The organism is Bradyrhizobium sp. 14AA, from assembly GCF_054185205.1.
Window position 1 is genome coordinate 200495 of record NZ_JAVAYM010000013.1, and the last position, 24127, is coordinate 224621.

At 61.3% G+C, this 24127-nt stretch carries 25 protein-coding genes and 1 pseudogene; 11 read left to right on the forward strand and 15 right to left on the reverse strand.

Annotated elements, in window-relative coordinates; genetic code table 11:
- The first annotated feature begins 26 nt into the window (after positions 1–26).
- The 6 genes and pseudogenes from hppD (at position 27) to RAD15_RS23785 (ending at position 5502) form a co-directional block, all read left to right on the forward strand.
- Positions 27–1148, forward strand: coding sequence for a 4-hydroxyphenylpyruvate dioxygenase (gene hppD / locus RAD15_RS23760; protein WP_458180623.1), 1122 nt, complete (start codon positions 27–29; stop codon positions 1146–1148).
- An 82-nt stretch (positions 1149–1230) separates the two neighbouring features.
- Positions 1231–2583, forward strand: a complete 1353-nt coding sequence (hmgA, locus tag RAD15_RS23765) for a homogentisate 1,2-dioxygenase (protein WP_458180624.1) — start codon at positions 1231–1233, stop codon at positions 2581–2583.
- 42 nt (positions 2584–2625) lie between these two features.
- Positions 2626–3930 carry a fumarylacetoacetase gene (gene fahA / locus RAD15_RS23770; RefSeq protein WP_458180625.1) on the forward strand — a complete coding sequence of 435 codons (1305 nt, stop codon included), beginning with the start codon at positions 2626–2628 and terminating at the stop codon, positions 3928–3930.
- 21 nt (positions 3931–3951) lie between these two features.
- Positions 3952–4272, forward strand: a complete 321-nt coding sequence (locus RAD15_RS23775; protein ID WP_458180626.1) for a non-heme iron oxygenase ferredoxin subunit — start codon at positions 3952–3954, stop codon at positions 4270–4272.
- Positions 4273–4398: 126 nt separating this feature from the next.
- Positions 4399–4782, forward strand: a complete 384-nt coding sequence (locus tag RAD15_RS23780; protein WP_458180627.1) for a CidA/LrgA family protein — start codon at positions 4399–4401, stop codon at positions 4780–4782.
- Positions 4779–5502: pseudogene (locus tag RAD15_RS23785) on the forward strand (LrgB family protein). The gene RAD15_RS23780 and the pseudogene RAD15_RS23785 overlap by 4 nt, the downstream one beginning before the upstream one ends.
- 744 nt (positions 5503–6246) lie before the next feature.
- On the opposite strand, the gene RAD15_RS23790 reads toward RAD15_RS23785, so the two are convergent.
- Genes RAD15_RS23790 through RAD15_RS23815 form a run of 6 tightly spaced genes read right to left on the reverse strand, consistent with a single transcriptional unit; the run spans position 6247 to position 13005 of the window.
- The gene (locus RAD15_RS23790; protein ID WP_458180628.1) at positions 6247–7404 is read right to left on the reverse strand and encodes an LPD7 domain-containing protein; all 1158 of its coding nucleotides are present in this window, start codon (positions 7402–7404) and stop codon (positions 6247–6249) included.
- Positions 7388–9334, reverse strand: coding sequence for a type IV secretory system conjugative DNA transfer family protein (locus RAD15_RS23795; protein ID WP_458180629.1), 1947 nt, complete (start codon positions 9332–9334; stop codon positions 7388–7390). The genes RAD15_RS23790 and RAD15_RS23795 overlap by 17 nt, the downstream gene beginning before the upstream one ends.
- The gene (gene virB11, locus RAD15_RS23800) at positions 9300–10331 is read right to left on the reverse strand and encodes a P-type DNA transfer ATPase VirB11 (RefSeq protein ID WP_458180630.1); all 1032 of its coding nucleotides are present in this window, start codon (positions 10329–10331) and stop codon (positions 9300–9302) included. The genes RAD15_RS23795 and virB11 overlap by 35 nt, the downstream gene beginning before the upstream one ends.
- A complete protein-coding gene (gene virB10 / locus RAD15_RS23805; protein WP_458180631.1) occupies positions 10328–11473 on the reverse strand; it encodes a type IV secretion system protein VirB10 in 1146 nt (381 codons plus the stop codon). The genes virB11 and virB10 overlap by 4 nt, the downstream gene beginning before the upstream one ends.
- Positions 11474–11485: 12 nt before the next feature.
- Positions 11486–12337: a P-type conjugative transfer protein VirB9 gene (gene virB9 / locus RAD15_RS23810; protein WP_458180632.1), complete on the reverse strand. Its 852-nt coding sequence runs from the start codon at positions 12335–12337 to the stop codon at positions 11486–11488.
- Positions 12334–13005 (reverse strand): virB8 family protein, encoded by a 672-nt coding sequence (locus tag RAD15_RS23815; protein WP_458180633.1) that lies wholly within the window; start codon positions 13003–13005, stop codon positions 12334–12336. The genes virB9 and RAD15_RS23815 overlap by 4 nt, the downstream gene beginning before the upstream one ends.
- A 38-nt stretch (positions 13006–13043) precedes the next feature.
- Between RAD15_RS23815 and RAD15_RS23820 the strand changes: the two genes are divergently transcribed.
- Positions 13044–13331, forward strand: coding sequence for a hypothetical protein (locus RAD15_RS23820; protein ID WP_458180634.1), 288 nt, complete (start codon positions 13044–13046; stop codon positions 13329–13331).
- Between the two features lie 16 nt (positions 13332–13347).
- Here the strand turns inward: RAD15_RS23820 and RAD15_RS23825 are convergent, their stop codons facing one another.
- The 8 genes from RAD15_RS23825 to RAD15_RS23860 form a co-directional block, all read right to left on the reverse strand.
- The gene (locus RAD15_RS23825) at positions 13348–14334 is read right to left on the reverse strand and encodes a type IV secretion system protein (RefSeq protein ID WP_458180635.1); all 987 of its coding nucleotides are present in this window, start codon (positions 14332–14334) and stop codon (positions 13348–13350) included.
- A 10-nt stretch (positions 14335–14344) separates the two neighbouring features.
- Positions 14345–14593, reverse strand: a complete 249-nt coding sequence (locus RAD15_RS23830) for an EexN family lipoprotein (RefSeq protein ID WP_458180636.1) — start codon at positions 14591–14593, stop codon at positions 14345–14347.
- Positions 14590–15351: a P-type DNA transfer protein VirB5 gene (virB5, locus tag RAD15_RS23835; protein WP_458180637.1), complete on the reverse strand. Its 762-nt coding sequence runs from the start codon at positions 15349–15351 to the stop codon at positions 14590–14592. Before virB5 ends, RAD15_RS23830 begins: the two co-directional genes overlap by 4 nt.
- Positions 15309–17675, reverse strand: a complete 2367-nt coding sequence (locus RAD15_RS23840) for a VirB4 family type IV secretion/conjugal transfer ATPase (RefSeq protein WP_458180670.1) — start codon at positions 17673–17675, stop codon at positions 15309–15311. Before RAD15_RS23840 ends, virB5 begins: the two co-directional genes overlap by 43 nt.
- Entirely contained in the window at positions 17668–18006 is a 339-nt protein-coding gene (locus RAD15_RS23845; RefSeq protein ID WP_458180638.1) for a type IV secretion system protein VirB3, read from the reverse strand. The genes RAD15_RS23840 and RAD15_RS23845 overlap by 8 nt, the downstream gene beginning before the upstream one ends.
- Positions 18006–18302: a TrbC/VirB2 family protein gene (locus RAD15_RS23850; protein WP_028337795.1), complete on the reverse strand. Its 297-nt coding sequence runs from the start codon at positions 18300–18302 to the stop codon at positions 18006–18008. Before RAD15_RS23850 ends, RAD15_RS23845 begins: the two co-directional genes overlap by 1 nt.
- 77 nt (positions 18303–18379) lie before the next feature.
- Positions 18380–18949 carry a type IV secretion protein gene (locus RAD15_RS23855; protein ID WP_458180639.1) on the reverse strand — a complete coding sequence of 190 codons (570 nt, stop codon included), beginning with the start codon at positions 18947–18949 and terminating at the stop codon, positions 18380–18382.
- Positions 18950–18983: 34 nt separating this feature from the next.
- Positions 18984–19619, reverse strand: coding sequence for an acyl-homoserine-lactone synthase (locus RAD15_RS23860; RefSeq protein ID WP_458180640.1), 636 nt, complete (start codon positions 19617–19619; stop codon positions 18984–18986).
- A 424-nt stretch (positions 19620–20043) separates the two neighbouring features.
- Here RAD15_RS23860 and RAD15_RS23865 point away from each other — a divergent pair, with 424 nt between their 5' ends.
- A complete protein-coding gene (locus RAD15_RS23865; RefSeq protein ID WP_458180641.1) occupies positions 20044–20775 on the forward strand; it encodes an autoinducer binding domain-containing protein in 732 nt (243 codons plus the stop codon).
- A gap of 50 nt (positions 20776–20825) precedes the next feature.
- On the opposite strand, the gene RAD15_RS23870 is transcribed toward RAD15_RS23865, so the two are convergent.
- Positions 20826–21083: a WGR domain-containing protein gene (locus RAD15_RS23870; RefSeq protein WP_458180643.1), complete on the reverse strand. Its 258-nt coding sequence runs from the start codon at positions 21081–21083 to the stop codon at positions 20826–20828.
- Positions 21084–21787: 704 nt separating this feature from the next.
- Here RAD15_RS23870 and RAD15_RS23875 point away from each other — a divergent pair.
- From RAD15_RS23875 to RAD15_RS23885, 3 genes are all read left to right on the forward strand, one after another.
- Positions 21788–21964: a hypothetical protein gene (locus RAD15_RS23875; RefSeq protein WP_165421579.1), complete on the forward strand. Its 177-nt coding sequence runs from the start codon at positions 21788–21790 to the stop codon at positions 21962–21964.
- Positions 21965–22167: 203 nt separating this feature from the next.
- Complete coding sequence (locus RAD15_RS23880) at positions 22168–23052, forward strand: DUF3991 and toprim domain-containing protein (protein WP_458180644.1); 885 nt, start codon at positions 22168–22170, stop codon at positions 23050–23052.
- Between the two features lie 324 nt (positions 23053–23376).
- On the forward strand, positions 23377–23982 hold the full coding sequence (locus tag RAD15_RS23885; RefSeq protein ID WP_407194581.1) for a DUF1419 domain-containing protein: 606 nt from the start codon (positions 23377–23379) through the stop codon (positions 23980–23982).
- The last annotated feature ends 145 nt before the right edge of the window (positions 23983–24127 follow it).

Sequence of the window (24127 nt, forward strand, 5' to 3'; positions counted from 1 at the left end):
ACAAGGAACATTGGAGGAGAAGATCGATGGGACCTTTCCCGCACGACGCACCGCCGCCCAAAATCGACGCCACCAATCCGATGGGCACGGACGGGTTCGAGTTCGTTGAATATGCTCATCCCAGGCCGGCCGAACTGCACGCGCTGTTCTACTCCATGGGATTTACGCTCGTGGCCCGGCATAAGACGAAGGCCATTGCGCTGTATCGCCAAGGGACCATCAACTATCTCGTAAACGAAGCACCTGGTACCCACGGCTTCAATTTCGTAGCGGCCCACGGTCCTTGCGCTCCATCGATGGCATTTCGTGTCGTCGACGCGAAGCCGGCTTACGAACGAGCGATCGCCCATGGCGCCGAGCCAGCTGATCCGGCCGACGGCGACAAGACGCTGGACGTCCCGGCCATCAAGGGGATCGGAGGATCGCTCCTCTACCTCGTCGATACGTACGGAGCGAAGGGCTCTGCGTATGAAGAGGAATTCACCTGGATAGGAGCTCGGGATCCCAAGCCGCCTGGTGTCGGCTTGTTCTACATCGACCATCTGACCCACAACGTCCATCGGGGACGCATGTCGGTCTGGGCCGGCTTCTACGAGCGCATCTTCAATTTCCGCGAGATCCGGTATTTCGACATTGAAGGCAAGCTGACAGGCCTGTTCTCGAAGGCGCTGACCAGTCCGGACGGCAAGATTCGGATCCCGATCAATGAATCCGCTGACGAGAAGAGCCAGATCGAGGAGTACCTCCACGCCTACAACGGTGAAGGCATCCAGCACATCGCATGCGGCTGTCGTGACATCTACCCGACGATCGAGAAGCTGAGAGCCGACGGCGTTTCCTTTATGCCTCCTCCTCCGAGCGTCTATTACAAGCGGATCGACAATCGCGTGCCCGGACACGGAGAGCCACTGGATCGGCTGCAGACAAATGGCATTCTGATCGACGGCGAAGGTGTCGTTGACGGCGGCCTCACCAAAGTGCTGCTTCAGATTTTCTCATCGAACGCGATCGGTCCGATCTTCTTCGAGTTCATACAGCGCAAAGGCGACGACGGTTTCGGCGAAGGCAATTTCAAGGCGTTGTTCGAGTCGATCGAGGACGATCAGATACGCCGCGGTATTTTGAAGAATCCTCCTGCGGCTGAATGACTGTTCGAGGACATCTTGGCTGAGGCTCTGAAATAGCTCCGCACCGAAGCAGAAGACCAGAGACGGACTTGGGAGACTTGTCATGAATTTGCAAACAGCATCACGTCTTGGCTTCGGCGCGACCGGCTCGGGAATCACGCCCGGATACATGTCCGGCTTTGGCAATGGATTTGAGACGGAGGTGCTGCCCGGCGCGCTCCCGGTCGGACGAAACTCGCCACAGAGATGCGCGTACGGGCTCTACGCCGAGCAACTGTCCGGCTCTCCCTTTACGGCGCCGCGCACTACGAATGAACGTTCCTGGTTGTATCGGATCCGACCAACAGTCGTGCACTGGGGCGACTTCTCGAAGGTCGATATCGGGCTATGGCGGACCGCACCTGTGCAGGAAGCACATGTGGCCATAGCTCCCCTACGCTGGGATCCAATTCCGATTCCAAACAGGCCGCTCTCCTTCGTTGAAGGCGTGCACACGATGACGACGGCGGGCGATGCCGGTACACAGGCGGGTATGGGAGCGCATATCTACTTCGTCTCGCGGTCGATGCAGGACGAATATTTCTACAACGCCGACGGCGAAATGCTTTTTGTCCCGCAGGAAGGCAATTTACGTATCTGCACGGAATTCGGACTGATCGATATCGAACCAGGCGAGATCGCCGTGATCCCTCGCGGTGTGAAGATCAGGGTTGAACTGCCGAGCGGCCCGGCAAGAGGCTATCTCTGCGAAAATTATGGTGGGGCTCTCACGTTACCGGAACGAGGTCCTATCGGGGCAAATTGCCTTGCAAACCAAAGGGACTTCCTGACGCCAATCGCGGCATACGAGGACCGCGACGCTCCTTCCAAAATGTTCGTGAAGTGGGGTGGTTCGCTCTGGTCCGCCGATATCGACCATTCACCTCTCGATGTCGTCGCCTGGCACGGCAACTACGCCCCCTACAAATACGACCTCCGCAAATATTCGCCGGTCGGGCCGATCCTGTTCGACCATGCCGATCCATCGATCTTCACCGTTCTGACCTCGCCGTCGGAAACGCCCGGCACAGCCAACATCGACTTCGTCATCTTTCCAGAGCGTTGGCTCGTGACCGAAAACACGTTCCGGCCGCCCTGGTACCACATGAACGTGATGAGCGAATTCATGGGTCTCGTCTATGGCGTCTACGATGCCAAGACGGGCGGAGGCTTTGCGCCCGGCGGTGTATCGCTGCACAATACGATGCTTCCGCACGGGCCAGACGTTGCCGCCTTCGAAAATGCGTCGAAGGCCGATCTGAAGCCGCATAAGCTGGAGAACACGCTCGCTTTCATGTTCGAAACGCGGTTCCCTCAGAAAGTTTCCACTTTCGCTGCGCAGCACCCATCCTTCCAGAAGAGCTACTCACGCTATGGGAAGACGCTGCGCAAGCATTTCGATCCGTCGCGACCGTAAGGTCTTGATGGTTGAGGACATGGCCGGATAGAGGATCGGGAGATGCATCTGGACGAAACGCACGACGCCGCTCAGACGAGCTGGGTGACCTCCGCCAATGGTCACCCGGATTTCCCGATCCAGAACCTTCCCATCGGCATTTTCTCTCCTCGCGGGGGTGGTAACCGGCCCGGTATCGCCATTGGGGACTTCATCCTCGATCTCGCAGCACTCGGCTCCACGGGATTGCTGACCGATGGCGCAAAGTTGGCCGCCGCTTTTGAAAAGAACCTCAACGGCTTTCTGGCCCTTGGCTCCTCGGCCCGGCGCGCGCTGCGGACGCGGCTGTTCGAGCTTCTAAGGGACGGCTTCTCCGAGCGCGCAAGGATCGAGGCTCACCTCCATGAGGCTGCATCGTGTACCCTGCACATGCCAGCTGTCGTCGGCGACTACACGGATTTCTACGTAGGCATCCACCACGCCACCAACATTGGAAAGCAGCTTCGACCGGACAATCCGTTGCTGCCGAACTACAAGTTCATACCGATCGGCTATCACGGCAGGACATCATCGATCCGGCCCTCGGGCACGCCGGTCCGACGGCCGACCGGACAGATCAAGATCCCAGGGGCAGAAATCCCAGCCTTCAAACTGAGCCGGCGTCTGGACTACGAATTGGAGCTCGGGGTCTGGATTGGTCCAGGCAACCAATTGGGAGAGCCGATCCCGATCGAGCAGGCCGCCGAGCACATCGCCGGCTATTGCATCCTGAACGACTGGTCGGCTCGCGACATACAGGCTTGGGAGTACCAGCCTCTCGGCCCCTTCCTGGCCAAAAACTTCGGAACGACAATCTCTCCGTGGATCGTGACGCCCGAGGCGCTCGCACCATTCCGGATTCCGCAGCCGAAGCGTCCCGCTGGTGACCCTCCCCCGTTACCCTACCTCTTCGATGCGACGGACCAGCGCGAAGGGGCGTTGAACGCCGAGCTCGAGGTCCTTCTGCTCACATCGAAGATGCGGGAGGCAGGCATCCCACCGCACCGACTTTCCCTGTCCAACGCCAGGCACATGTATTGGACCCCGGCACAGATGGTGACCCATCACGCCAGCGGCGGTTGCAACCTTCAGCCGGGAGATTTTCTTGGTACAGGCACGATCTCCGCGCCCGATGCGGCCGGATGCGGCTCCATCATGGAGACGACCAAGGGTGGTACCGAGCCCGTCCATCTGGCATCGGGGGAAGAGCGCCGCTTCCTGGAAGATGGTGACGAGATCATCATGGCCGCTCGTTGTCGTCGCGAAGGATTTGCATCGATCGGATTCGGGACGTGTCGAGCCGAAATTCTTCCCGCTCACGGATCGTAAGCTCGCGGCCAGGCTGTAGAGATGAGTTGGGTTCACACCGCCGACACCTCGGATTTCACGGAATCAGTCGTGATCGAACGGGTCCGGGGCAAACGATCGATTGCCATCTATCGAATAGACGGCAACTATTTTGCTACATCCAATATCTGCACACACGCCAACGGGTTGCTTTCTTGTGGGCAGATCGTCGACGGCTATATCGAATGTCCGCTGCATTTTGGTCTGTTTGAGGTAGCCACTGGCAAGGCGCAAGGCGCTCCCGTCACGCGCGATCTCGCCACGTTTCCGGTGCGCATCGAAGGCACTCGGGTGCTCGTGCAATTGGCCGATGATTCAACCTGATCCGACCAACGATACGAAATCGTCAACGAAGGTCTGAAGACGCTGGGTCACATCCGCACTGCAGCCGCTCCGTAAGGCCCTGCTAAACGGAACCCGTCGTCGAAGTTACTCCTGCAAAGGTTCTCCATGATCGCAGCCGTCACGGTTATCCTCCTCTGTCAAGTCGTCGGCGAGGTCATTGTGCGGAGCTTGGGTCTTCCACTCCCAGGACCGGTCCTTGGGCTACTGCTCTTGTTAATCACGCTGCTGGTTCGGGACCGCTTAGCGATGATCGCCTGGGGCCCGCTTCGGAACAATGGCGTCGAGGATGCTAGCAAAGGGCTGCTAAACCATTTGTCACTTCTGTTCGTGCCCGCCGGCGTCGGCGTCGTCCAGAAGCTCGAGCTGCTCGCTGTGCACGGCGTCGCCATCATCACAATTCTCATGCTGTCGGTGACCCTCACCTTGCTCGCGACCGTGCTGACGTTCCGCCTCGTCAGTCGGCTTATGAGCCGACAGGAGGCGTCATGAATGAGAATCCCTTCTCGCTCTGGGTCTATCTCTCGCAATCCCCCTTTGCTCTCGTTGACAATCACATTGCTGGTTTATGCGATCACAGACGCCGTATCGCTTGCAACGCGTCGGCATCCGCTCGCCAACCCCGTCCTGCATGCGATGTGGATCATCGGCCTGTTTCTGCTCCTGACGGGCACTTCCTACACGACATACTTCGCAGGGGCACAGTTCGTTCATTTCCTGCTCGGACCTGCAACGGTTGCGCTTGCGGTGCCGCTCTACGAGAACCGTAAGCTGGTCACTAAGTCGATCGTTCCAATGCTGCTCGCTCTGATTGCGGGATCGCTCACAGCGGTTGTCTCAATCGTGCTGCTTGCTGAGGCCTTTGGCCTGCCGCGGGACGTGGTCTTATCTCTGGCGCCGAAATCGGTCACGGCTGGCGTTGCGATGGGGATTAGCGAAGCGTTACACGCGGATCCGTCCCTGACGGCAGTCGCGGTCATTTTCACCGGTATCCTAGGCGCGATCGTCGTAACGCCGTTAATGAATCGCACCGGGATCACCGACTTTCGGGCGCGCGGCCTTGCGGCAGGCACCGCGGCGCATGGCATTGGCACAGCCCGCGCCTTCCAAGTTGACGAGATCGCCGGCGTGTTCTCGAGTCTCGGCATGGGCCTCAATGCCCTCGTGACGTCGTTTCTGGTGCCGCTTATCGTGACCATGCTGGTCCGATAACGGTGCCATCGTGTCGCTTCGAACAGCTCAATGTGCGTAGGTCAACGTCATGCACATCCCCTGCGAAATAGCGTGCTTCGCGCCGTCCTGGGGCACACAAAGCACCTGTTCTCGCAGCACGCTCAATGACTACAGGACGAGCACCGCGCGAAAACCCTATGTTGAATCTGCAATCGGATTGTCTGTCAGATTGATCGATTGCAAACTGCGAAGTTCCCGGCGGACCAATGGGCATGATGGACTTGTGCGGGCCTGTAGACTTGAAGCCTCGAAAAGGGCTTCGCCGCGGAGTTAGCATTGGCCACTGCCTCTGGTCACAGCGGAAGCGTTAGATGGCCAATGCGTCGCCGATGACATCGAACAGAAGTGGGAAAATGCTGGCTGTGTCGGGCGGCTTTGACCCAAGGACAACAGCGGTCCTGTCGCGCGGCCTTGGCACCTTCGCTGAGACGAGTAGAACAGAATGCTGAGAGCGAACTCGCCGAACGGCCGCCAAAAAGACGGTTTGAAAAACCGTTTTAGTTCGGCCTTCTCAAACGGTTTCTCTCGCTGAGGTCTTTGTATGATGGGCGCACCAGAGCTCGAACCTGGGGCCCGCTGTCAGTCTGTTCCTATCCGAAGAACTGCATCGCCGGGGCATATGGCTGAGAGATGCAAGCTTCGCGCCCGCAGAACTACTACGACGCCACGCAAGGGGACCGTCAATTTGACGTGGAGGACGCTCGCACAACAGGAAGCCAAAAGTCAGCGCTCTTTCTCCTTCATTCTTAGTCGCCCGTCATGACGCGTCTGATCGTTGTGGGTTTTTGGTCGCTGGCGCTCTTGGTCCGCCTCCAGAATCGTCGCGCGCGCAAACGAACGACCGCTTTCGCGATGGTGCGCGATCCGCTCCTTGGCGAAGGCCATAATACTCTGGCGAGCATTCTCATCGTTCGGCAGAGCGCGTTCGACAAGCTTGTTGATGACGACAATCTGGGATTGGGCCGCGAGCAGGTCGGAATCGTGCGCAGCCGCCGGTCGGTCCGCACGGCGTTCCTCCATTGTCACACTCCACATGTTGCGCCACATCTTGCGCCGTTCGGTGCCAGGGATTCCTGTGGCGGTGTCTATGACCTTGATCGCCCTGATGACGGGTTCGACGCCATCCCTTCGCAGCGAGATGCGGTCGCCAGGCCGGGCGCCACTATCTGCGACGTCCGTTACAACGCCGATGCCCCACACCTGATGTCGCCGGCCGTCATCCAGTTCGATGGCTACATATGTTGACGGCTCCGCGTCGGCGCGGTTGCGATACGGGCCAAAACCGACCTCCATCAGACGTCCGGAAACGCCCTTGTCGTAATCGAACCTATCGGCCTGCGGTGACCTGTCGGAGGCCGAGCGAGCCTCGACATCGTTCGCCCGGGCGTGGGCTCGATCCCATGCGACTCGTCGGTCAGCGAGCGCCTGGCGATCAAGCTCGTTTGACTGATAGCCCTGCACCTCTATTCCGCGCGCGCTAGCCTCGAGCCACGCCTCGCGCCGGAACTCGACGGAACCACGGACCTGCAGTGCCTCCCACTGGCGATGCTGTGCCACGCTGACCATATCCCGGATCACCTCGGCGGCAGCTAGGCGGGTGACCAGGCGATCGTCAGTTGTCTTGAACGCAAGATACTCTTTCCGCTCATCGGCATAGAGCCGCGCTTCGCGGCTAGATCCATCCTTTTTGGATTCACTGGCCACCACGTAATATTTCCGACGGATACGGTCCGGAAACGCGCTATCGGTGACCTCCGCGGATGAAAGCTTTTTGGAGGCTATTGCTATGTCGTCTTCCCCCTTTTTTCGGGCGGAAGCGCGCCCGGCGCGACGTGGCCGCTCCAGGCTGAATTCGTCGCTCGCATCATGCCTGTCGTTCATGCTGCTCACCCCTCTGCTTGCGGCCGGTCCGCCGTGTCGGCGAAATGACCTGAGCGTCGATGTAGTTCAGGGTCCAGGCTTTCAGTTCGTCTTCGGAGAGGCCTTCAAGGTCGACATCCACGTTACCGAAATCGAAGCTGGCGCTGGCAGGAATCGTGGAGGGGTCGGCCACCTCCTCATCCGTCATGGGCCGCGCGCGCAGAACCACGCGCAACTCGGCAATTTCGGAGCGCAGCTCCTTGATCTCAGCGTCGAGCAGCGCATTTGAACGACCTTTGGGCATCTGCAGGGCAGGCGCCGGCAGCAATCGCTTCAGAAAAGACTTATCCTCGTAATAAATGATCTTGTCGGCGATGATGGGGGGAATGCCAGTGCCGAGAATGAAGGCCTTGGATTTCGGAAGAAGCTTGAGCTCTTGTGGCAGCATGAGAGCGCGCCGATGCTCGGACACTGTCTCGCTGATCGCGCGCATCGCGAGCCCTTTTGGTCCGCTGCGGCTGCGGGCGTTGACAGTCTCGTAGCCGATGCGCTCCGAGAGCTCGTTCGCCACGTCCTGCTCCTTCGGGGCAAACACGACCTCAACGGCGTGGTTGGTCATGAAGTTGCGCGCAGCATCTACCCCGTAGATCGCGCGGAGCTGCGCCGGGCTCTGGACGACGGTGAGGAGGCGGATGCCGTAGCCGGCGACGAAGGCGACCGATTTCGCCAGCACGTTGACATTGCCGAGCGCCGGAAATTCGTCCAGCAAGAGCAGCACCTTCCGAACGAGTTTGGGGTTTTGTTCGGGTAGTTCGCGGGTGTTGAGGTCGACCACCTGCTGGAAGAACAGATTCAGGAGCGGCGCCATGCGGTCGAGATTGTCGGGTGTCACCCCGAGGTAAATGGAAATGGGACCTTGCCTCAGCTGCCGCAGATCGAAATCATTACTCGAGGTCGCGGCATCAATCCGGGGATTGAGCCAGAGGCCGAGCCGTGCCGTCACGGTTTTGCGGACCGAGTTCAACGTGTTTTCGGAAGCCGCGAGAAAGTCGTTCAGCGCCGTGATACAGTGCCGCGACAGCGCGGAAGGGCCCGCCTTGCGGTCTGCGATGATCTTGCCGAAGTGCGTCTTGAGATCCTGGGTTGCCGACAGCTGGCGCAGGATCTCACCGATCGTCAACGGCAGGCCCGGCGTTTCCGCGACATAGCCGCCGATCGCTACAAAGGACGAACGAGCCGCCTCGAACCAGAACGGATCGCCCCGGCTTTCGGCCGGAAATAGCATCACCCCGATGCGTTGAAGGTCGTCGTAGAGGTCCGCGGGATCACTGCGCACATAGCCCAGCGGGTTATAGCGCGCCGTGCGACCGTTCTCGTCGAGAGGATCGAACAGATGGACTTCCTGCCCGTGGGCGGCACGAAAGCCGGCCGAGCGATCCCAGTTCTCCTTCTTGACGTCGAGTGCAACGACCGAGTCAGGCCAGTTGAGCAGGTTAGGAATCACATAGCCCACCCCCTTCCCGGCGCGGGTCGGGGCATAGAGGAGAACGTGTTCCGATCCGCCGAAGCAGAGCATTTTCCCGTCTTTGCGGCCGAGCAGCAGACCCTCCTTCGATCGCAGGCCGGCCGCCTTGATCTCGCGCTCGGAGGCGAAACGGGCCTTGCCGTGAAGGGGAAGCGGACGGTGTCGAAGGATGGCGCCGAGCAGGCCAAAGACCACGATCAGGCCGGCGAGCGTCGACAGCGTCAGCCAGCGGTCGAAGCGCGGGTCGGCGCCATAACGAGGCCAGCCGGTAGCGATCTCCGACCAGTGGAAGCCACCATCGTGAAGTCTGAGCCCGAGCAGCAGGACGTTCGAGGCGACCAGCAGGAAGACTGCGCCGGCCATGAGGGCAAGCGCCGTGCCCCCGGCCGCTTTAGCGGGCGTGGTCGCGTTTGCGAACGGGGTCATAGTAGATTTCCGAAATGCGATAACGGCCGTCACGCTTCTGCATCTGGACGACGACGTCGACGAGATGCAGCAAAAGCGAACGAATATCGTCCCGGTGGAGGTCACGTCCCTCCGCACTCTCCTTGACCAGCAAAGTCATTTGCTCAAAGGCAAGGCGGGCACTGTCGGCGTGAACCGTCGTGATCGATCCCGGATGCCCTGAATTCACATTCCTAAGATAAAAGAAGGCCGTGCCGTCCCGCAGCTCCTGGAGCAGGATGCGGTCGGGCCGCATGCGCAATGACGATTCCAGGAGTTCGCGGGGACCGATTTTGGCGACGCCCTGCCCATCCTTGGCATAGAGCAGCCGAACGCAATTCTGATGCGGGATGACGAGCTCGGCGGTGTCTTCGATGGTGAGCAGCCGTTCATGCGCGGGAATCGCCGCGATCAGCGCCTTGGATAGAGTGGTCTTGCCCGAACCGGTCGCCCCCGAGATCAGGATATTGCGGCGGGTGCGCACCGCAAGCTCGAGGAACTCGCGCCAGTGCCCGGCTTCTTTCAGCGCAAGCAGTCGATGCTCGTCGGCGTCCAGCTCGTCACTAGCGGAACGGACTTCTTCGAATAGTTTTGCCTGTTCAAGAGCGTCCAGGTTCATGGTCAGTGTCGAGGGTTTGCGGATCGTAAGACTGGTCATGCCCCCTGGGACCGCGGGCGGCACGACGATCTGACAGCGCTCCTCGCCGAGTAGGCTTGTCGAGACCACCGGGTATTCCGGACCTATGTCCTGACGGGTGTGACTGGCGGCCGCGGTTGCAAGATGTGAGAGGTACGTTTGCGTGAGGGCAGCGGCTTCATGCCTGGTCCAACCGCCGGGCCCTTCCACGAAAATCTCGCCCGGGCGGTTGACGACGATTTCAGTGAGGGTGTCGTCTGCCAGGTATGGCGCCAGTGGCTCGAGGTAGCGCGCCAGCACCAGGCGACCGCCATCCCGTTCGATCGACGCGGCTGCGGTCATTTCGTCACCATTGCCGGTCCGACGAGGCCTCCGGGGAGGGTGCGGTCGAGAATCTGGGTGCGGCTTTCGATCCGTTTGAGTTGGTAGACCGACGAGAAATCGAGATCCCGCGCAACAAAGATATTGACGAGCTCGCCCTGATTCTTGCTCAGCGTCGGCGGGATGTTGATGGACTGCTCGACGGCAATGCCGGCGGCCGTGTTGGTCGCGCCAGCCGTGTTGTTGATCTGGATCGAGCCGTCTTGCAGCTGCTGGCGTCCGATCGAAGAGGCATCGCCGACGATTGACAACAATAGCGCCGAGCCGAAGCGCTCCCAGAAGTGCGTGTCGATGTCGCCGTCGAACCCTGCCCGGCCGAGCGCGTCCGTAGCGGGCGAGGCCAGCGCCACGATGACGCCTGTCGGCGTCTTGGCGCGAGCCCATAGCACAAACATCCGTTTGGAGCCGCGCCGGACATTGCCGCGGTATTCGCCCACGACTTGCGTGCCCTTTTCCATGAGCACAACGTTGCCGGAATCCGACATCACGTCGCGCAGCACGACGCAGGAGACAAAGCCCGCCACATCCGACGACATTGCAGTCTCGAGCACGCACGGAATCGACGTGCCCTGTGTGACCAGAAGATTGCGATTGGGCAGCCGCGCTGCCCGCACGCCCTCGATCGGCGTGGGTTTCAGCTTGTCGGCAAGCTCATTGCGTGGCTCGGCCCGCCCGAAATCATAGGGATCAACGGGCACACCTCCGGTCGGGTCGTTGCGGACCGAACGTCCCGACGCGACCGGCCGATTATATGCTAGCACCGGTGCGCGCCGCGCGCTTTCGAGCATCTGGTCGGGAGCCGGCGCGGGGGCCGCCGGCGTGGCTGAGATAGGTGCGACCGGAATGGAGGCCGTGGTGACCGGTGCGGCAGGTGTTTCCGCGACGGGCTCGAAGGCCGCCGCCTGGCGGATCATGAGCTTTCGGGCCGAATCCGTGACCGGCTTATCGCTTTTCCAGGTTCCCCAGATGATCAGGAAGGCGAATGCGGTGAGCGCGAGCGCGCCGAAGCCGCGTTTGAGCATCGCCGTTCGACCGCTGTCCCCTCCTCCCACCGGGGTAATTCCGCGCTCGCCGGCAAGCGTCTCATGTTCATGCTCGGTCATGTTGCGCCCGCCTCATCGTGCCTTAAGGGTTGGAGATGACCTCTTCGCCCGCCGCTCGACCGAGGGGCTCGTGGTGTTGGTGCCGGGATTGACGCCGACAGCATCGAACGCTTCGTTGAAGATGCAGAGCACGATGTCGCCCTTGCGCAATCGAAACTCGCGGGCCGTGGCGTGGACCACCACGAGTTCGCCACGGACATCCTTGGGCACCAGACTTTCGGAGCCGTCCGAGTTGATCAGGTAGATCGCCGGGATCTCGCGATTGCCTGCGAAGCGGAACGTGGTCTCCTTGCCGTCGTCGAACACAGCTTCGGGTTCGAGGTCGATCGAGCCCTGGGCCGAAAAGCGCCAGTTGCGGGCGCCGTAGGCATGATGCAGGTCGAACGTCTGATCGATCAGTGCGCCCTCCCGCTCAGCACCGCGAGCGGCGGCTTCGACGCGCCGGCGCTCGAACTCGTCGCTGGGATAGGCGAAGCGGACGACGAAGTAGCTGTCCGCCAGCGTCGTCTCGGCGATAGACAGCTCGAACTGGTAGGAGCGCTTACGCCCATCGGGGCGGGTGGTGACGACCTGCAGATTGGTCGGTGGATGCTTTTCGCGCGGTTTGAGGAACAGGATCGAGCCTGCGGGTGCAACCTCCCATGCGATCGCGTCGCCGATGGCGACATGCGCGATCTCCTCGTCATCGGCAAACACGACCTGGGTCGAGGCGCGAATGACGCCGTTGAGGCGGACCACATTGGCGGGATCGTAGGTCACGGTGCGCACGCGCGCATCGTGCTGCCCCGGCGCCGGCTGCTGCAGCGCCAGCACGGGCCCCGGCAATCCGAGGGCTAAACTGATCAAAAGCGCGAAACGTCTCATGGCACGACCTCCGGATCGGCGCGATATTCTGAAACCAGAAAGCCGAGCGGATTGATCAGGCGGTCGGCGGACGACATTGGCGCATTGGCGTAAGTGAACGTCAGGGTCGAGACCCAGTGGGTCACATGGGTTTCCTCGCCCTTGCGGCTTTCTTTCATGAACCGCACAGAAGCGACATTGTCGGCCAGCAGCGAGATCGCCTTGATACGTACCGTCGCAACGCCGAAACGGCCCTGAACGACCTGCGGGCTTTCGGGATTGGAGCCGCGGTACCAAGCTGCGAAGCGGGCCTGTTCGCCCTGCCCCGATAGAAGGGAAATCGTCCGGAAATTGGTTTCCGCTTCCGGATAACTGTAGCCTTCGCGCGCGCGGACGTAGCGTCCGAGGAAATACTTGGTGACGGCTTCGTCGTAGCGCGCCGGCGTCGAATTGAGGGCGGAGACGGTGTCGACAATGCCGGTGGCATTGTCGACCCGGATGACGAATGGCTCGACCGTCTTCAGCGGCGCGAGTGCCGCGACCGCACCGACCGAGGCGACCGCCAAGGCGCAGGCGCACGCCGCAACCACCCACGCAATTCGCCGCGACCGATGGGCCGACAGAAGCAGATCCTGTTCCCATCGCCGCGCATTCTCGAAATAGCTTTTCAGGTCATCATGCCGGACCATCTTACGCCTCCTTGCCGCAGGCGCGGTAGGATGCCGCTATGTCGGCCCAGCGGCCGGACACGGCGAGAGGGGCCGAAGGCGCGGTCGAATTGCTTTCGCCCTTCCGGATGATGGGTGCGGATGGCGAAGCTGGCGGCTCCGGTGCCGCCACCGGCGCGCCGGACTCCCAATCCCACAACGAGCGATTGAGCGGCCGCCGAGCCAGGCCATCGCATGACGGCGGTCCCTTTGACCAGTTCGCGCAGCCGCCAAGCTGCCATGCGATGACGCAAATGATGAATAGTCGACGCCACATCGTTCTGATGCCCCTGTTATTTGTCGCCTGATTCCGGAGACCGTTGCTTACGCCGCAGTCGTGCCCCGCGATTGAGCGCGCTGCATGCTGCCGCCCTGACGGTTGGCTCTGAGGGCAGCGAGGCCGCGGCCGGCCGACCAGCGGGCGCCGGCATAGGCGCCTCCGGCCGCGGCCGTGGCATTGGCAATCATTGGACTCGTGACCAGTCGGCTTGCCAGCGACGCCCCGCCGCCGGCCAGACCGCCCGCGATGACCGGCAATTGAAGCGCGATGTATCCCGACAGACCCAGCACCGCGCTGATGGCGACTGCGGCCACGACCATCTCGCCTGCCGTTCCTGCGTTCGCCGCGAACCGGTCGATGAAGCCGCTGACTGTGGTTAACATCAGTCCGACTAGAGCGACCACCAGCACCAATAGAATCACGAAGTTGGCGACCTGCCGAAGCCAGGCTTCCGTGAACGGGCGGGTCGCCTCAAACAGTCCCAGTGCAATGAAGGTCGGACCGAGCGCGATGACGACGCCAAGACCCACTTTGGCGTAGAGCAGAATGGCAAATTGCAGGAACGATCCGACGGCCACAAAGACGAGCAGAATGGCCGCAATCAGCGCGGGTGCGATGTTGGTCAGGCCCGCCTGCTCATAGATCTTGTTGGCAACATCAATTCCTTTGGACAGAAGCTGATCGAACGGAGCGCCGGAACTGGTATTCAGTCCAGATCCTGCCAGCGCATTGCCGATCTCCTTTGGCAAAGAGTCGAAGAACAATCCTGTCACGTACTGTTGGAACGTGCTCGAATTCGTCGCTAGCAGCACCACAACCACGATCCGCATCGCCCGCCAGGCAAATTCCATGACCGGCTCGGAAATGGCTCCCCGCATCACTGCAAAGCCGTAGAGGATAACGTAGAGCATTACGGCGGTACGTAGTGGACCATCGATGTAGGAGGCAAGATTCGAAACCGAGGTCGACACGAATGCCGTGATCGGTTGTTCGAACTCTTTCAAGAAGCTATCGAAGACGTTAACGGCCATCGTGCGATCCTTATTTCAGGGCGTCTTTCATTTCTTGGACGGTGACCTTGTTGCGGGCCTCATTGGCATTGACGCAATTTGGCGTCTTTGCGAGTTCGCCTGGGTTATCGCGGCACGCCTTGAGAGCCACCGCAAGCTCGTCGCGATGCTCGAAAAACCAGCCGACTGTTTTCGTCGGACGGCTGGCGTCGGTCTCGTTGCAGCCCGTGAGGCTGATTGTTGCGGCGAGCAATACCAGAATAGAATTCATCGTTTTCATTGCAGGGCTGCCTTGATTTCATCGACCAATTGTCGCTGTTTCTCCCGCTCGCGCTGTCCATCCATGTCCATGCGGGCCTGCTGGACCATCGCCAGGCCCTGCATCCGAAGCACGTCGTTCTGCAGCAGCGCCTGTTCGGCCTGCAGCCGTGCTGAGAGATCGAGAACCTCCTTGGCGTCAGTCGCCGAGCTGATGCGGGATCTGAGCTCCTCGAGTGCATCGATGCGCTGGGAGGCCGTGTCATAGACCGCTTGGCCGAGCGAGTGCTTCGCGCCGGTCTGCCGGGCGATCCGGTCAAGCTCACTCTGGTAGTACGAATTGCCGCTGTTGCCGGCATAGGCCCGGTTCTGCGAAAGATAGTGGTTGATGGCCTCGGCAAAATTGCCGCCACCCTGCCCCGCGACGAGACGTTCGATGTCCGAGAACTGTTGGGGCAAGACTTTCCGGAACTGTGGCGTGTTCAGGAGCGCGCCGATGTCGTTGGCGTTAGTTCGCTTGTTGAAGCTGTCATAGAGCTGCTTGGCCTGGCTCAATTGATCCTGCGCGACCTTGAGCTGCGACGTTAGTGTGTCGACCTGCTTCTTCAGCTCAGTCAGCTGCTCAAACTGCCGCGCATACACGCTCGGATCGAATACGATCTCCCCCGCGGCGGGAGAGACCATCAGGAGCGCCATGACTGACAGGCAGGCGAGAATCGCCGGCTTACGCTGAACCGTCATTGCGCTTTCCTCCGCTCCGCATGAAATACCGGCAGCCATTGCGCGGGGTCGTCGCCGACCTGCTTACGAATGCGGTCGAGCAGCTCCACGGTTTCCGTGCGTCCCGACAAGACGGCGAGCGCATCGTCGAAGCCGCCAAGGTCAAGTTCCGCCACCACCGAGTTGTGGCCTTGCTTGACCAGGAACCGCCGGCTTTCAGGAGCGAGCTCCTCCTTGATCAGGCGGAATTCTGTGTCGGTCAGATGGAAGCCATCGACATAGTCCGAGCGCGTCCCCCGCGCGTTCGGCAGAAAGATCTGGGTAGGGCATTGTTCGACAATGGTGTGCGCGATCGACGAGGCCAGCGCGTCGCGCGGCGACTGCGTCCCGAACACCATGACGCCGTTCTGCTTGCGGATGGTTTTCAGCTTGTTGTTGGCGAGATCCCGGAACGCCTCGTCGCCAAGCGCTTTCCAGAACTCGTCGATGTCGATAATCAGGCGCCGGCCGTCGATCAACCGCTCCACGCGATGGAACAGATACATCATCAGCGGCGTGCGCACCGTAGGATGATCCAGGAGGTCGGTCATGTCGAAACCAACGAACCGGGCATCGAGACCGATCGCATCCTGATCGCCATCGAGCACCCAGCCGAAAGGAGCGCCCCGGCACCATCGCTCGAGCCGCGCGCCGATGCCCTCGCGATCCTGCTGGCCGAGAAAGGCCCGCAGCGTGCCGAACGATCGCTCTGATTGCCGTAGCTGACCGAGCGCTCGCAGTCCGTAATCGATCCGTTCCTCCTCGATCACGGTCAGCGGGCGGTCGTCCGGCGTGACGAGTTTCCGGACAAGTTCGCCCAGGAAGGAAAGGTTTGCTGGCGTCAGCTCCAGTGCCTTGAGCGGTGCGCACCCGGTCGGGGCGCCATTGTGGAGCGTCAGATAGGTGCCACCGGCAGCGCGCACGAAAATCTCGGCGCCACGGTCCTTGTCGAAGAAAACATAGGACGCACCGAGCCGCTCGGCTTGAGATAGCAGGAAGTTCTGCACGACGGTCTTGCCGGACCCCGAGGGGCCGCAGATAAAGGTGTTGCCGAGGTCGCCATGATGAAAGGAAAAATAGAAGGGCGAGCCGGACGCCGTCTTGAGCATCGCCACCGCCGGACCCCAATGGTTGCCCGTAGGCTGTCCGGTCGGATAGGTGTGGAACGGAGAGAACGCCGCGAAATTCCGCGAGTTGATCGCACCGGTGCGTGCCCGGTATTTGAAAAGCCCGGGAAGCTGCGCCCAATAGGCGGCTTCAAGTCCGAGATCTTCCCGGGCGACCACGGCACCCGCATCGGCCAGTGCGCGCCGGGCCACGCTCATGTGATCCTGCAGCTGGGACGGCGTATCGGCGTAGACCAGGAGCGAGAGGTGATGGTCTCCAAGCACGAACCGGTTGGATTCGAGGTCGTCGAGCGCGTCAGAGAGCTCGTCGATCTGTGAGGCGGCCGGGTCCTGGGCCGAGACCAGTTGGTTCTGCTTGCGCGTCAGCACCGTTTTGGCGTCCGCCTTTGCCAGAAACGCGAATGATTGCGTGACGATGAGCTCAAACGGCGCCGAAAGCAGCGCGTTCAACAGGCCAGGCCGCGTGGACGCCGGATATTCCTTCAGCCCGAACATTCCAGCGAATCGCGATCCACCGGCCCCGCGGATCTCGAGGGCTTCGCGGCCGAAGATGACGCGATTGGAATAGAGCGCAGGACCGATCGGCCCTTGCGGCAATGGCATCGCCATCCATTCCCCGGAGGCGAGTGCGTGGAGCAATTCCATCGGCTCTGAGAAGGCGATGCCGTCGCGCTCGACCAGTCCGACCGTGCGGGCGCCGTAACGGTCGAGGGCGGCGACGATGTCCCGCGTTGCATCGTCAAGCCGCTTCAGGGCCGCGCTGTCGACCTCGGCGGAATTCCCTACGCTTCGGCCAAGCCGCCGAAAGAACGCGGCGGCCGTATCCGTGGCCGCGCGGCCGGGGTGACAAACAACGGTCAGATAGAGATCGTTGCGAAACAGCGCTTCCTTACAAAGTCGTTCGCGATATTGTGCGTCAAGCGCAGCTGCGAAAGCCGACCGGAAGGTGCCGTCCGGATAGACTGACGTCCGGCGGCGCACCAGGTGGCTCCAGAGCGCGAGCTGCGGGTCTGCAACATTGCGCAGGGTCAGATTCAGCTTGCCATGAAGGTCGTTCAGATCCGATGTTTCGGCAGTCTCGAACGAGGTGCCGTCAATCCGGATCACCGTCAGCAGAGCTCGTGTTGTAAGACTGATCACCGTGTCGGTGACATGCCGGCCAAACGGCAGGTAGACATCGGGCTCGATCTCCCGGATCTTAAGCCCCCTATTACGCATAACCGAGGTCCCTTGTTCGATATCGCCGCATGAGTTTGAGCGGCGTGCAGGACGAGCCGCCCCAGAATGCGGCGTTGCGCGCGCGCCCGCGGGTTTCGATCCAGGCGAGCAGAATCCGAAACATGTTGGGATCGTGCCGGCAGATGATGCGGCAAAGACCATGGATCGGAATCGCGACCAGGCCGTAGACGATGCTCCCAGCCGCCAGGAACAGGATGCAGGAGAACATGACGTTGAGCGCCATGGCTTCCATGGTGACGCCGGCAACCATGGCGGGCCGCGTGCAGGCGAGGAACAAGGTGTCCTCCGTGAGACGCGCGGCCTCGACCATCAATGACCTCCGGTCAAGGTCGAGACCACCTCGGAGGCGCCAAACGTGATGGCGACGCCGAGCACGACATAGGCCGCCTTGCGCAGATCCAGATAGCCGAACATCCAGGCGATGCCGACGATGATGACCGCGAGTGTCGCCAGCAGGCGTGCAACGTTGCCGGTCAGCATGTTGACGATGTTCTGCAGCACGCCTTCTATGTTCGCGGTCTGCGCCAGCGCCGGTTCCACCAAAGCAATGCTGAGAACGGCCCCCATGCAAAAGAGGGCAGCGGAGTGTTTAAGAGGAGAGGTCATGGCTCGGCTCCGATTGGTACTGCAGCCGGACCCCCGCCCGGACCGCGTATTGAGTTGAGAGGAAAAGAGGGCGTTCTTCATCGTTCGTAGACGAAGGCTGACGTGCCTAGTCCCGAGCGATAGACGTCCCAGGGCCGGCGCTCGCCGGCAGAAGGTGCGGGCGGATTGATTGTCGTATCGCTGGTGGGGCGATCGTGACCGGTGGTCGCCATCGGCTGGGCGCGAGGCTCGTATGCTTGGCTGGGCGCCGTGGACGCGAAGCTCGCGACAACCTTGGCAATCGCCTGGTCGCGATCTGCGCTTTTCAAGCTCGCCGCTTGCAGTCGCGCATCGAACAATCTGCCAAGGCCAGCAATGTGCTGGCACGCATCAAACGTGGTGGTAGCCGTCAGCCCGGCCTTCTTTGTTTCCTCAGCATCAAGTTGAGAAAGGCCTGTTCGGACCTGCTGGCCGTTGGCGATGGCCTCGGTCGCGAGCTGGATGGCTTCGTCACGATCTGTGGCCTGAATCGGAATTGGTTTGCGTCCCCGAATCGTGATGAGCAGCGGCTCGAACGAGCTCGCCTGCCGCACGATTGTGGTCAGCGGCCGAAACATTGCCGTCGGCGCGCATCGCTCGACCAAAGCCGCGAATGCAGCAGGATCCATGGTTGAGAGCCTTTTTGAGGTGCTGAGTTCGAAGCTATGCCGCGAGCGACAGGCTTAATGACGCATCAATCGCGCGCTTTGAGATTTGCCCGGCGGCTCGGATCGCGCCGAGGGCCTCCTCGGTAATCGGCAACAGACCGGCGACGGCTTTGGTCGAGCCGATCTGGCGAGGCATGCCGAGGCGATCGAGCCGCCATCCGGCCCGGCGCAGGATGCGCTCCATGCGCAGATCGGTGACGGTCGCGATGGCCTGGAGATCGCGCTGCTGCCCCCACTCGATCATGGCTGCAAACAGCAGGAACGTCGCCTTGTGCAGACCGCTCTCTGCCGTTGCAGCAACGGTCTTTGTGTCAACGCAGAAGCGCGAGCTCTCCCAGATCCTGGCAGACTTCGGCGCCGCGTTGCCGTCCAGCAACACCGGGAACGTATCGGCGAGCATGTTGCGCCCAGTGGTCGGCAGCAGGCGAACACAGCCAACAACGTCGCTCTGCTCAAGTACCAAGAGATAAGTCGGCCTGAAAGTGTCGTACTGATCGATCTCCAATCCGTCGGAAACAGAGACCTCCCAGTCGAGCCGATCCTTGAACACGCGCCCTCGCAGGCGATGCATTCCCTGCGTTAGTTCGGAGTCGTGCAGAAGTGCCGCACGGCTACGCACAATGACCTTCATTCTTAACCTCAAACTTACGAATCACAGCTTCGAGATCAAAGAAAGCAGCCACCGTCGCGGCGTTGCGCTGTCAGTTCTGACAGGGCGAATGGATCTGTTGGGTCGCGAGCCGTATTCGCAAGGCGCGGTTATCCGCGCGCATTTTGGAAGCTCTATAAACTCGAGACGCGCGGAGTCTCACGGCCCAGGGAATGGAATTCCTTCACTTCTATAAATGGAGAAAAATTGTTGCTTTCGGCGACTCGGTCAGAGAGTGTTCCTCCTCTGTCTGTATGTTCGCGGCTGTCGCTGTAGTTCTGAGAGGGCGGCATCGAATTGCTCGTGCCGCAAAGCTGCCGCAACCTCGCAATACACGGCTGCACGTGGAACGCGAATCGTCGGATTGTTCGCGTTGTGGGAACTAAAGAGTGACTGAAGTGGCGCAATGAAAGATGTCAAAAGAGCATGCGATGAGTTTGTCGATTGTCTTCACTCGGCCCATACGGAAGATGATTTTCGGCGTGTCGCGGAGCGAGCCGCGCATGCATTGGGGTTCCGGTGGTTTGCCTATTTTGGCCAGCGCGCGCGTCGACCTAATCTGATCTCATCCTATCCGAAGAGTTGGACCAGCCACTATTTTCGGGAAGGATATCACAACATCGACCCCGTTCTTCAGGAACCGCGAAACACGAGCCGGGTATTCCTGTGGGATGGACGCGAGGCACGAAGCGCTAAGTCGCCGAAAGAGCGCCGTCTGTTTGACGATGCACTCAGCTTCAAGATCAGGACTGGCCTGACGGTTCGCATTCCCTCGAGTCAGAACCAGTTCGCGGCGTTTACGCTGGCCGTAGACGAGCGCAGCCTTGGACTCGATCGCTTCATCGAGAGCTCGGAGGACATGCTGGAAAGGATGGGTCTCATCTACCATGCGCATGTGAGCGCCGCCAGAGTTGGATGCACGCCTGCAAACGGACAGCAGGTGAGCTCGCTGACTCAGCGCGAGCGGCAGTGTCTTGCATGGATCTCCGACGGCAAGACGATGCAGGACATCGCGGACATCCTTGGTGTTTCTTTAAGCGGCGTGAAGTTTCATCTGGACAATGCCAGGCGAAATCTTGCTGCATTAACGCTCCCGCATGCTGTGGCGCTTGCGTTTCGGCAGGGATTGCTCCCGTGATGCGCAAAAGATCGACGTTTCAATCAGGATGATAGGTTGGGCGGTCGCATTCAAGGCGCGGGCGTCTTTGGCACATAACCACGGCGTGTTTTGCGGACAAGCCAAGCCTCGAGTGCTTCTACGGCCTGGACCCTCCCAGCAAACAGATCCATCCGCCGGCGGCCGCGTTGGCCGAGACGCCCCCATTCGCGCACCAACGCTGTGTCACCGAACAGAGTCGGTTCGATCGTGAGGACGTAGAATCTGGCCATATTGCAGGCCGGATCGCACCGTTGGAGCACAAGGTAGGGCACCGTGATTTCGGACATGCGCAAGAATCGCAACTGTCGAAACCGCTGTCCAATTAACTTATCGAATCGATCAGGGCTCTCGATTCAGAAGTTTAATACCGGTGATGAAAGCCATTGAGGGTGTTCAGCGAGAGGTCTCGGAAAATATGTCGGCTGTTGTGCGCCTCTGACTGCGAAGAAGATGGGCGTCACCCTACGGGCCGGGCTGTTGGCTGCGCTGAAGCCCGCGAGCGGGTCTTCGCCCTTACGGGCTGCCATCCCTGACGCGAAGCTGCCCAAGTCCCCGAACAAGCCAGCTGCTGGGTCTGTCGGAAGCTCCCACGCATAAGCGTCGGACCCGAACTCCCAAATGCAAGCGATCGCCTATGGCCTCGAGGACATCGAACGGACGCGAAAATTGCGCGGAGCAACCGCCGGGGGGCAAATCGACTTTCGCTTCGGACAAAAAGGACGGCGGCTGTTCTCGCGCTCAATTAGACCGGCACTGCATCCGCGGAACGAACCATGTGCGTTTCGGCTCACATGCTCCCGGTGGAGGACCAACCCGCTCTCGAATGGGCTTTCCTTGGTTCTGGTGCGGCCTTCTACGATCAACCCACAAGGGGTTCGCTACGCAAGCGTGCGACCTCTCCGGCTTCGCCTCCGAGGTGACCGCAGCCGCCCCTGAACACGTCGGCGCCTGTCGAGCGGGGATGGTCCCCGCCGCAAGACGGGAGCCCTTCATGTCGCACAATCTCACCCTCGCTCAGAACCACGCCTTCGATCTGGCCCGCACGCTGATGGTGCCCGTCATCCTTTTCCAGACTGAGAACGAATTCGGCGTGATGGTCTCCAGCGAATACGACGGCGATCAGGACGCCATCGTCCATGAATACGACCCCTGGTGCCCGGCTCATTGAGCCGGGTAACCGGCTGCCGCTGGCGCCCTGCCGGCTGCAAGGGAGGCTTCGCCGCGCCGACGATGCGGCGACTGACGGTTGGTCAGCGCGCCCTTGCATTCGGCAGGCTTCGCGGCCGGTCGGGGAGGTGCCGCAAGACCAGGAACAAGTGAGACCAACAGAAGAAGGGCTGGACGTCGCTTGCGCGACCCCGGTGCAGACAAATGGACAAGAGAGAAATTGAAGAGCTGCGCGACAAGGTTGGCTGCGCTGCTCTGCTGGAGAAGGACGGCTGGAAAGTCGACGTCAAGGAAAGCACCCGGCGGGCGATCAAATATCGCCGCGACAGCAGCATCGTCATTGTCATCCACCAAGGCCGCGGCTGGTTCGATCCGTTGTCGCCGGCGAAAGGGGACGTGTTTTCGCTCGCCGAACACCTCGGCGCCGACGGTTTCGTCGAGGCATATGACCGTGTTGCGGATGTGGTTGGCTTCGTCCCGGCTGCACCTGCGTGGCAGCGCCCGGCAAGGCGCAAGGCCCTTGCGTCCGTAACAGAGCGGTGGGGACATCGCGTCAAGCCGCGTCTCGGCTCACCAGCCTGGCGGTATCTCACCGGCGAGCGCCGGCTGCCAACCGACATCGTGAATCAGGCGGTCGCGAGCGATCGGTTGCGAGAGGGCCCCCAAGGCAGCATGTGGGCGGCGCATAGCGATTCCGCTGGAGCGCTTACAGGTTGGGAGGAACGTGGACCGGCATGGCGGGGCTTCGCCACGGAAGGCGCCAAGGAGCTCTTTCGCTTCGGGTCGGACGAGGCCGAGCGGATCTGCATCACCGAGGCGGCCATCGATGCAATGAGCCTCGCCGCGATCGAGGTCGCGCGTGCTGACACCCTTTATGTCAGCACCGGCGGCGGTTGGTCGCCCGCAACTGATGTCGCCATGCGTCGGCTGGCCAAGCGTGCCAACGCTTGGCTCGTGGCGGCGACCGACAACAATCGGCAAGGCGACATCTACGCCGACCGTGTTCGCGCCATCGCGGCGGACGCAAGTGCGCGGTATGACCGATTGCGGCCCTGCGCGGGCGACTGGAATGAGGATTTAACGGCCTGACGCGACCTCTTGAGGTAGCGCGCGAGAGTGACGCACACGCTGCGTGGTGACGCCGGCCCAAGGCCTCCGCACGAGTGGATCCCTATCCCTCGGCATTGAGCGAAGGGAAAGGGAGATCGAACAATGACGGAGGGGAAATGAAATGAGGCGCTGCCGCATGCCCGGCCGGCGCGTCAAGGGTGAAGCTTCGCCCGCGTTCCGCGGCCCTTGACCCGCCGGTCCTGCGATGCGGCCGACGAGGAGGTGTGATGAAGGACTGAAGTGACGAAGGGATCAGGCGGATCGCTCGCGCTGTCAGTCCGGCCAGGCCAAGAGGAGCCGCCCATGCACACCTCCCCCAGCATCCGCAAAGTCTTCGAAGGCGTTGCGACGCGCCACGAAATGCACCGCTTGTTCAACCGCCATCGTGGTGACCCGGCGATGGCCGAAGGTGAAGGTCAACATCTCTTCGCCGGCGAGTGGTTCGAGATCAACGATCGGGAGCACGACTACATGCTCGAGATCCTGCCGCCGCTGTTCATGCGCGCTGACATGTTCGCGATGCGCGAATTCATGACGGGCAGCGTCACCAGCATCTTCTTCGCCCTTGCCATCGACGGAAAGCGGCGCTGGTTCCATGGCTATTGCGATCTTTCCGATCGACTGTCGCCGGAGCGCATGAAGGCTGCGATCATCGAGCGCGAGTCACGGCCCCTGCGCGCGATGACGCGCGACGAGCGGCTCGAGCACATCTGGTCGAGCACGCATGACGATTATCGCGGCTATGCCGGCGAGCGCTGGCCGCAGGCCATTCGCGGCCGCCGCACCGTGCTCGTCTATGCCGGCCAGAGCGGCACAGTCCTGAAGCTGCTCGACGACCTCACCGAGGCAGAGATCGCGGCCAAGCTGCCGGTGCAGTTCCGCCATCTGCCGGAGACGGTTGCGGCCTAGCCCGACCTCCCCTGCCCGCCCCGCGGCAGCCCAGCCTCGCGCCGGGCGTCGCATTTCAGAACCCGGCCCGCCGCCGGCCCACTCATCAACCCCCGCATCCCCGTGCAGTCCATCGCAGCCCGCGTCGGCGGACGGCGGCGCGCGC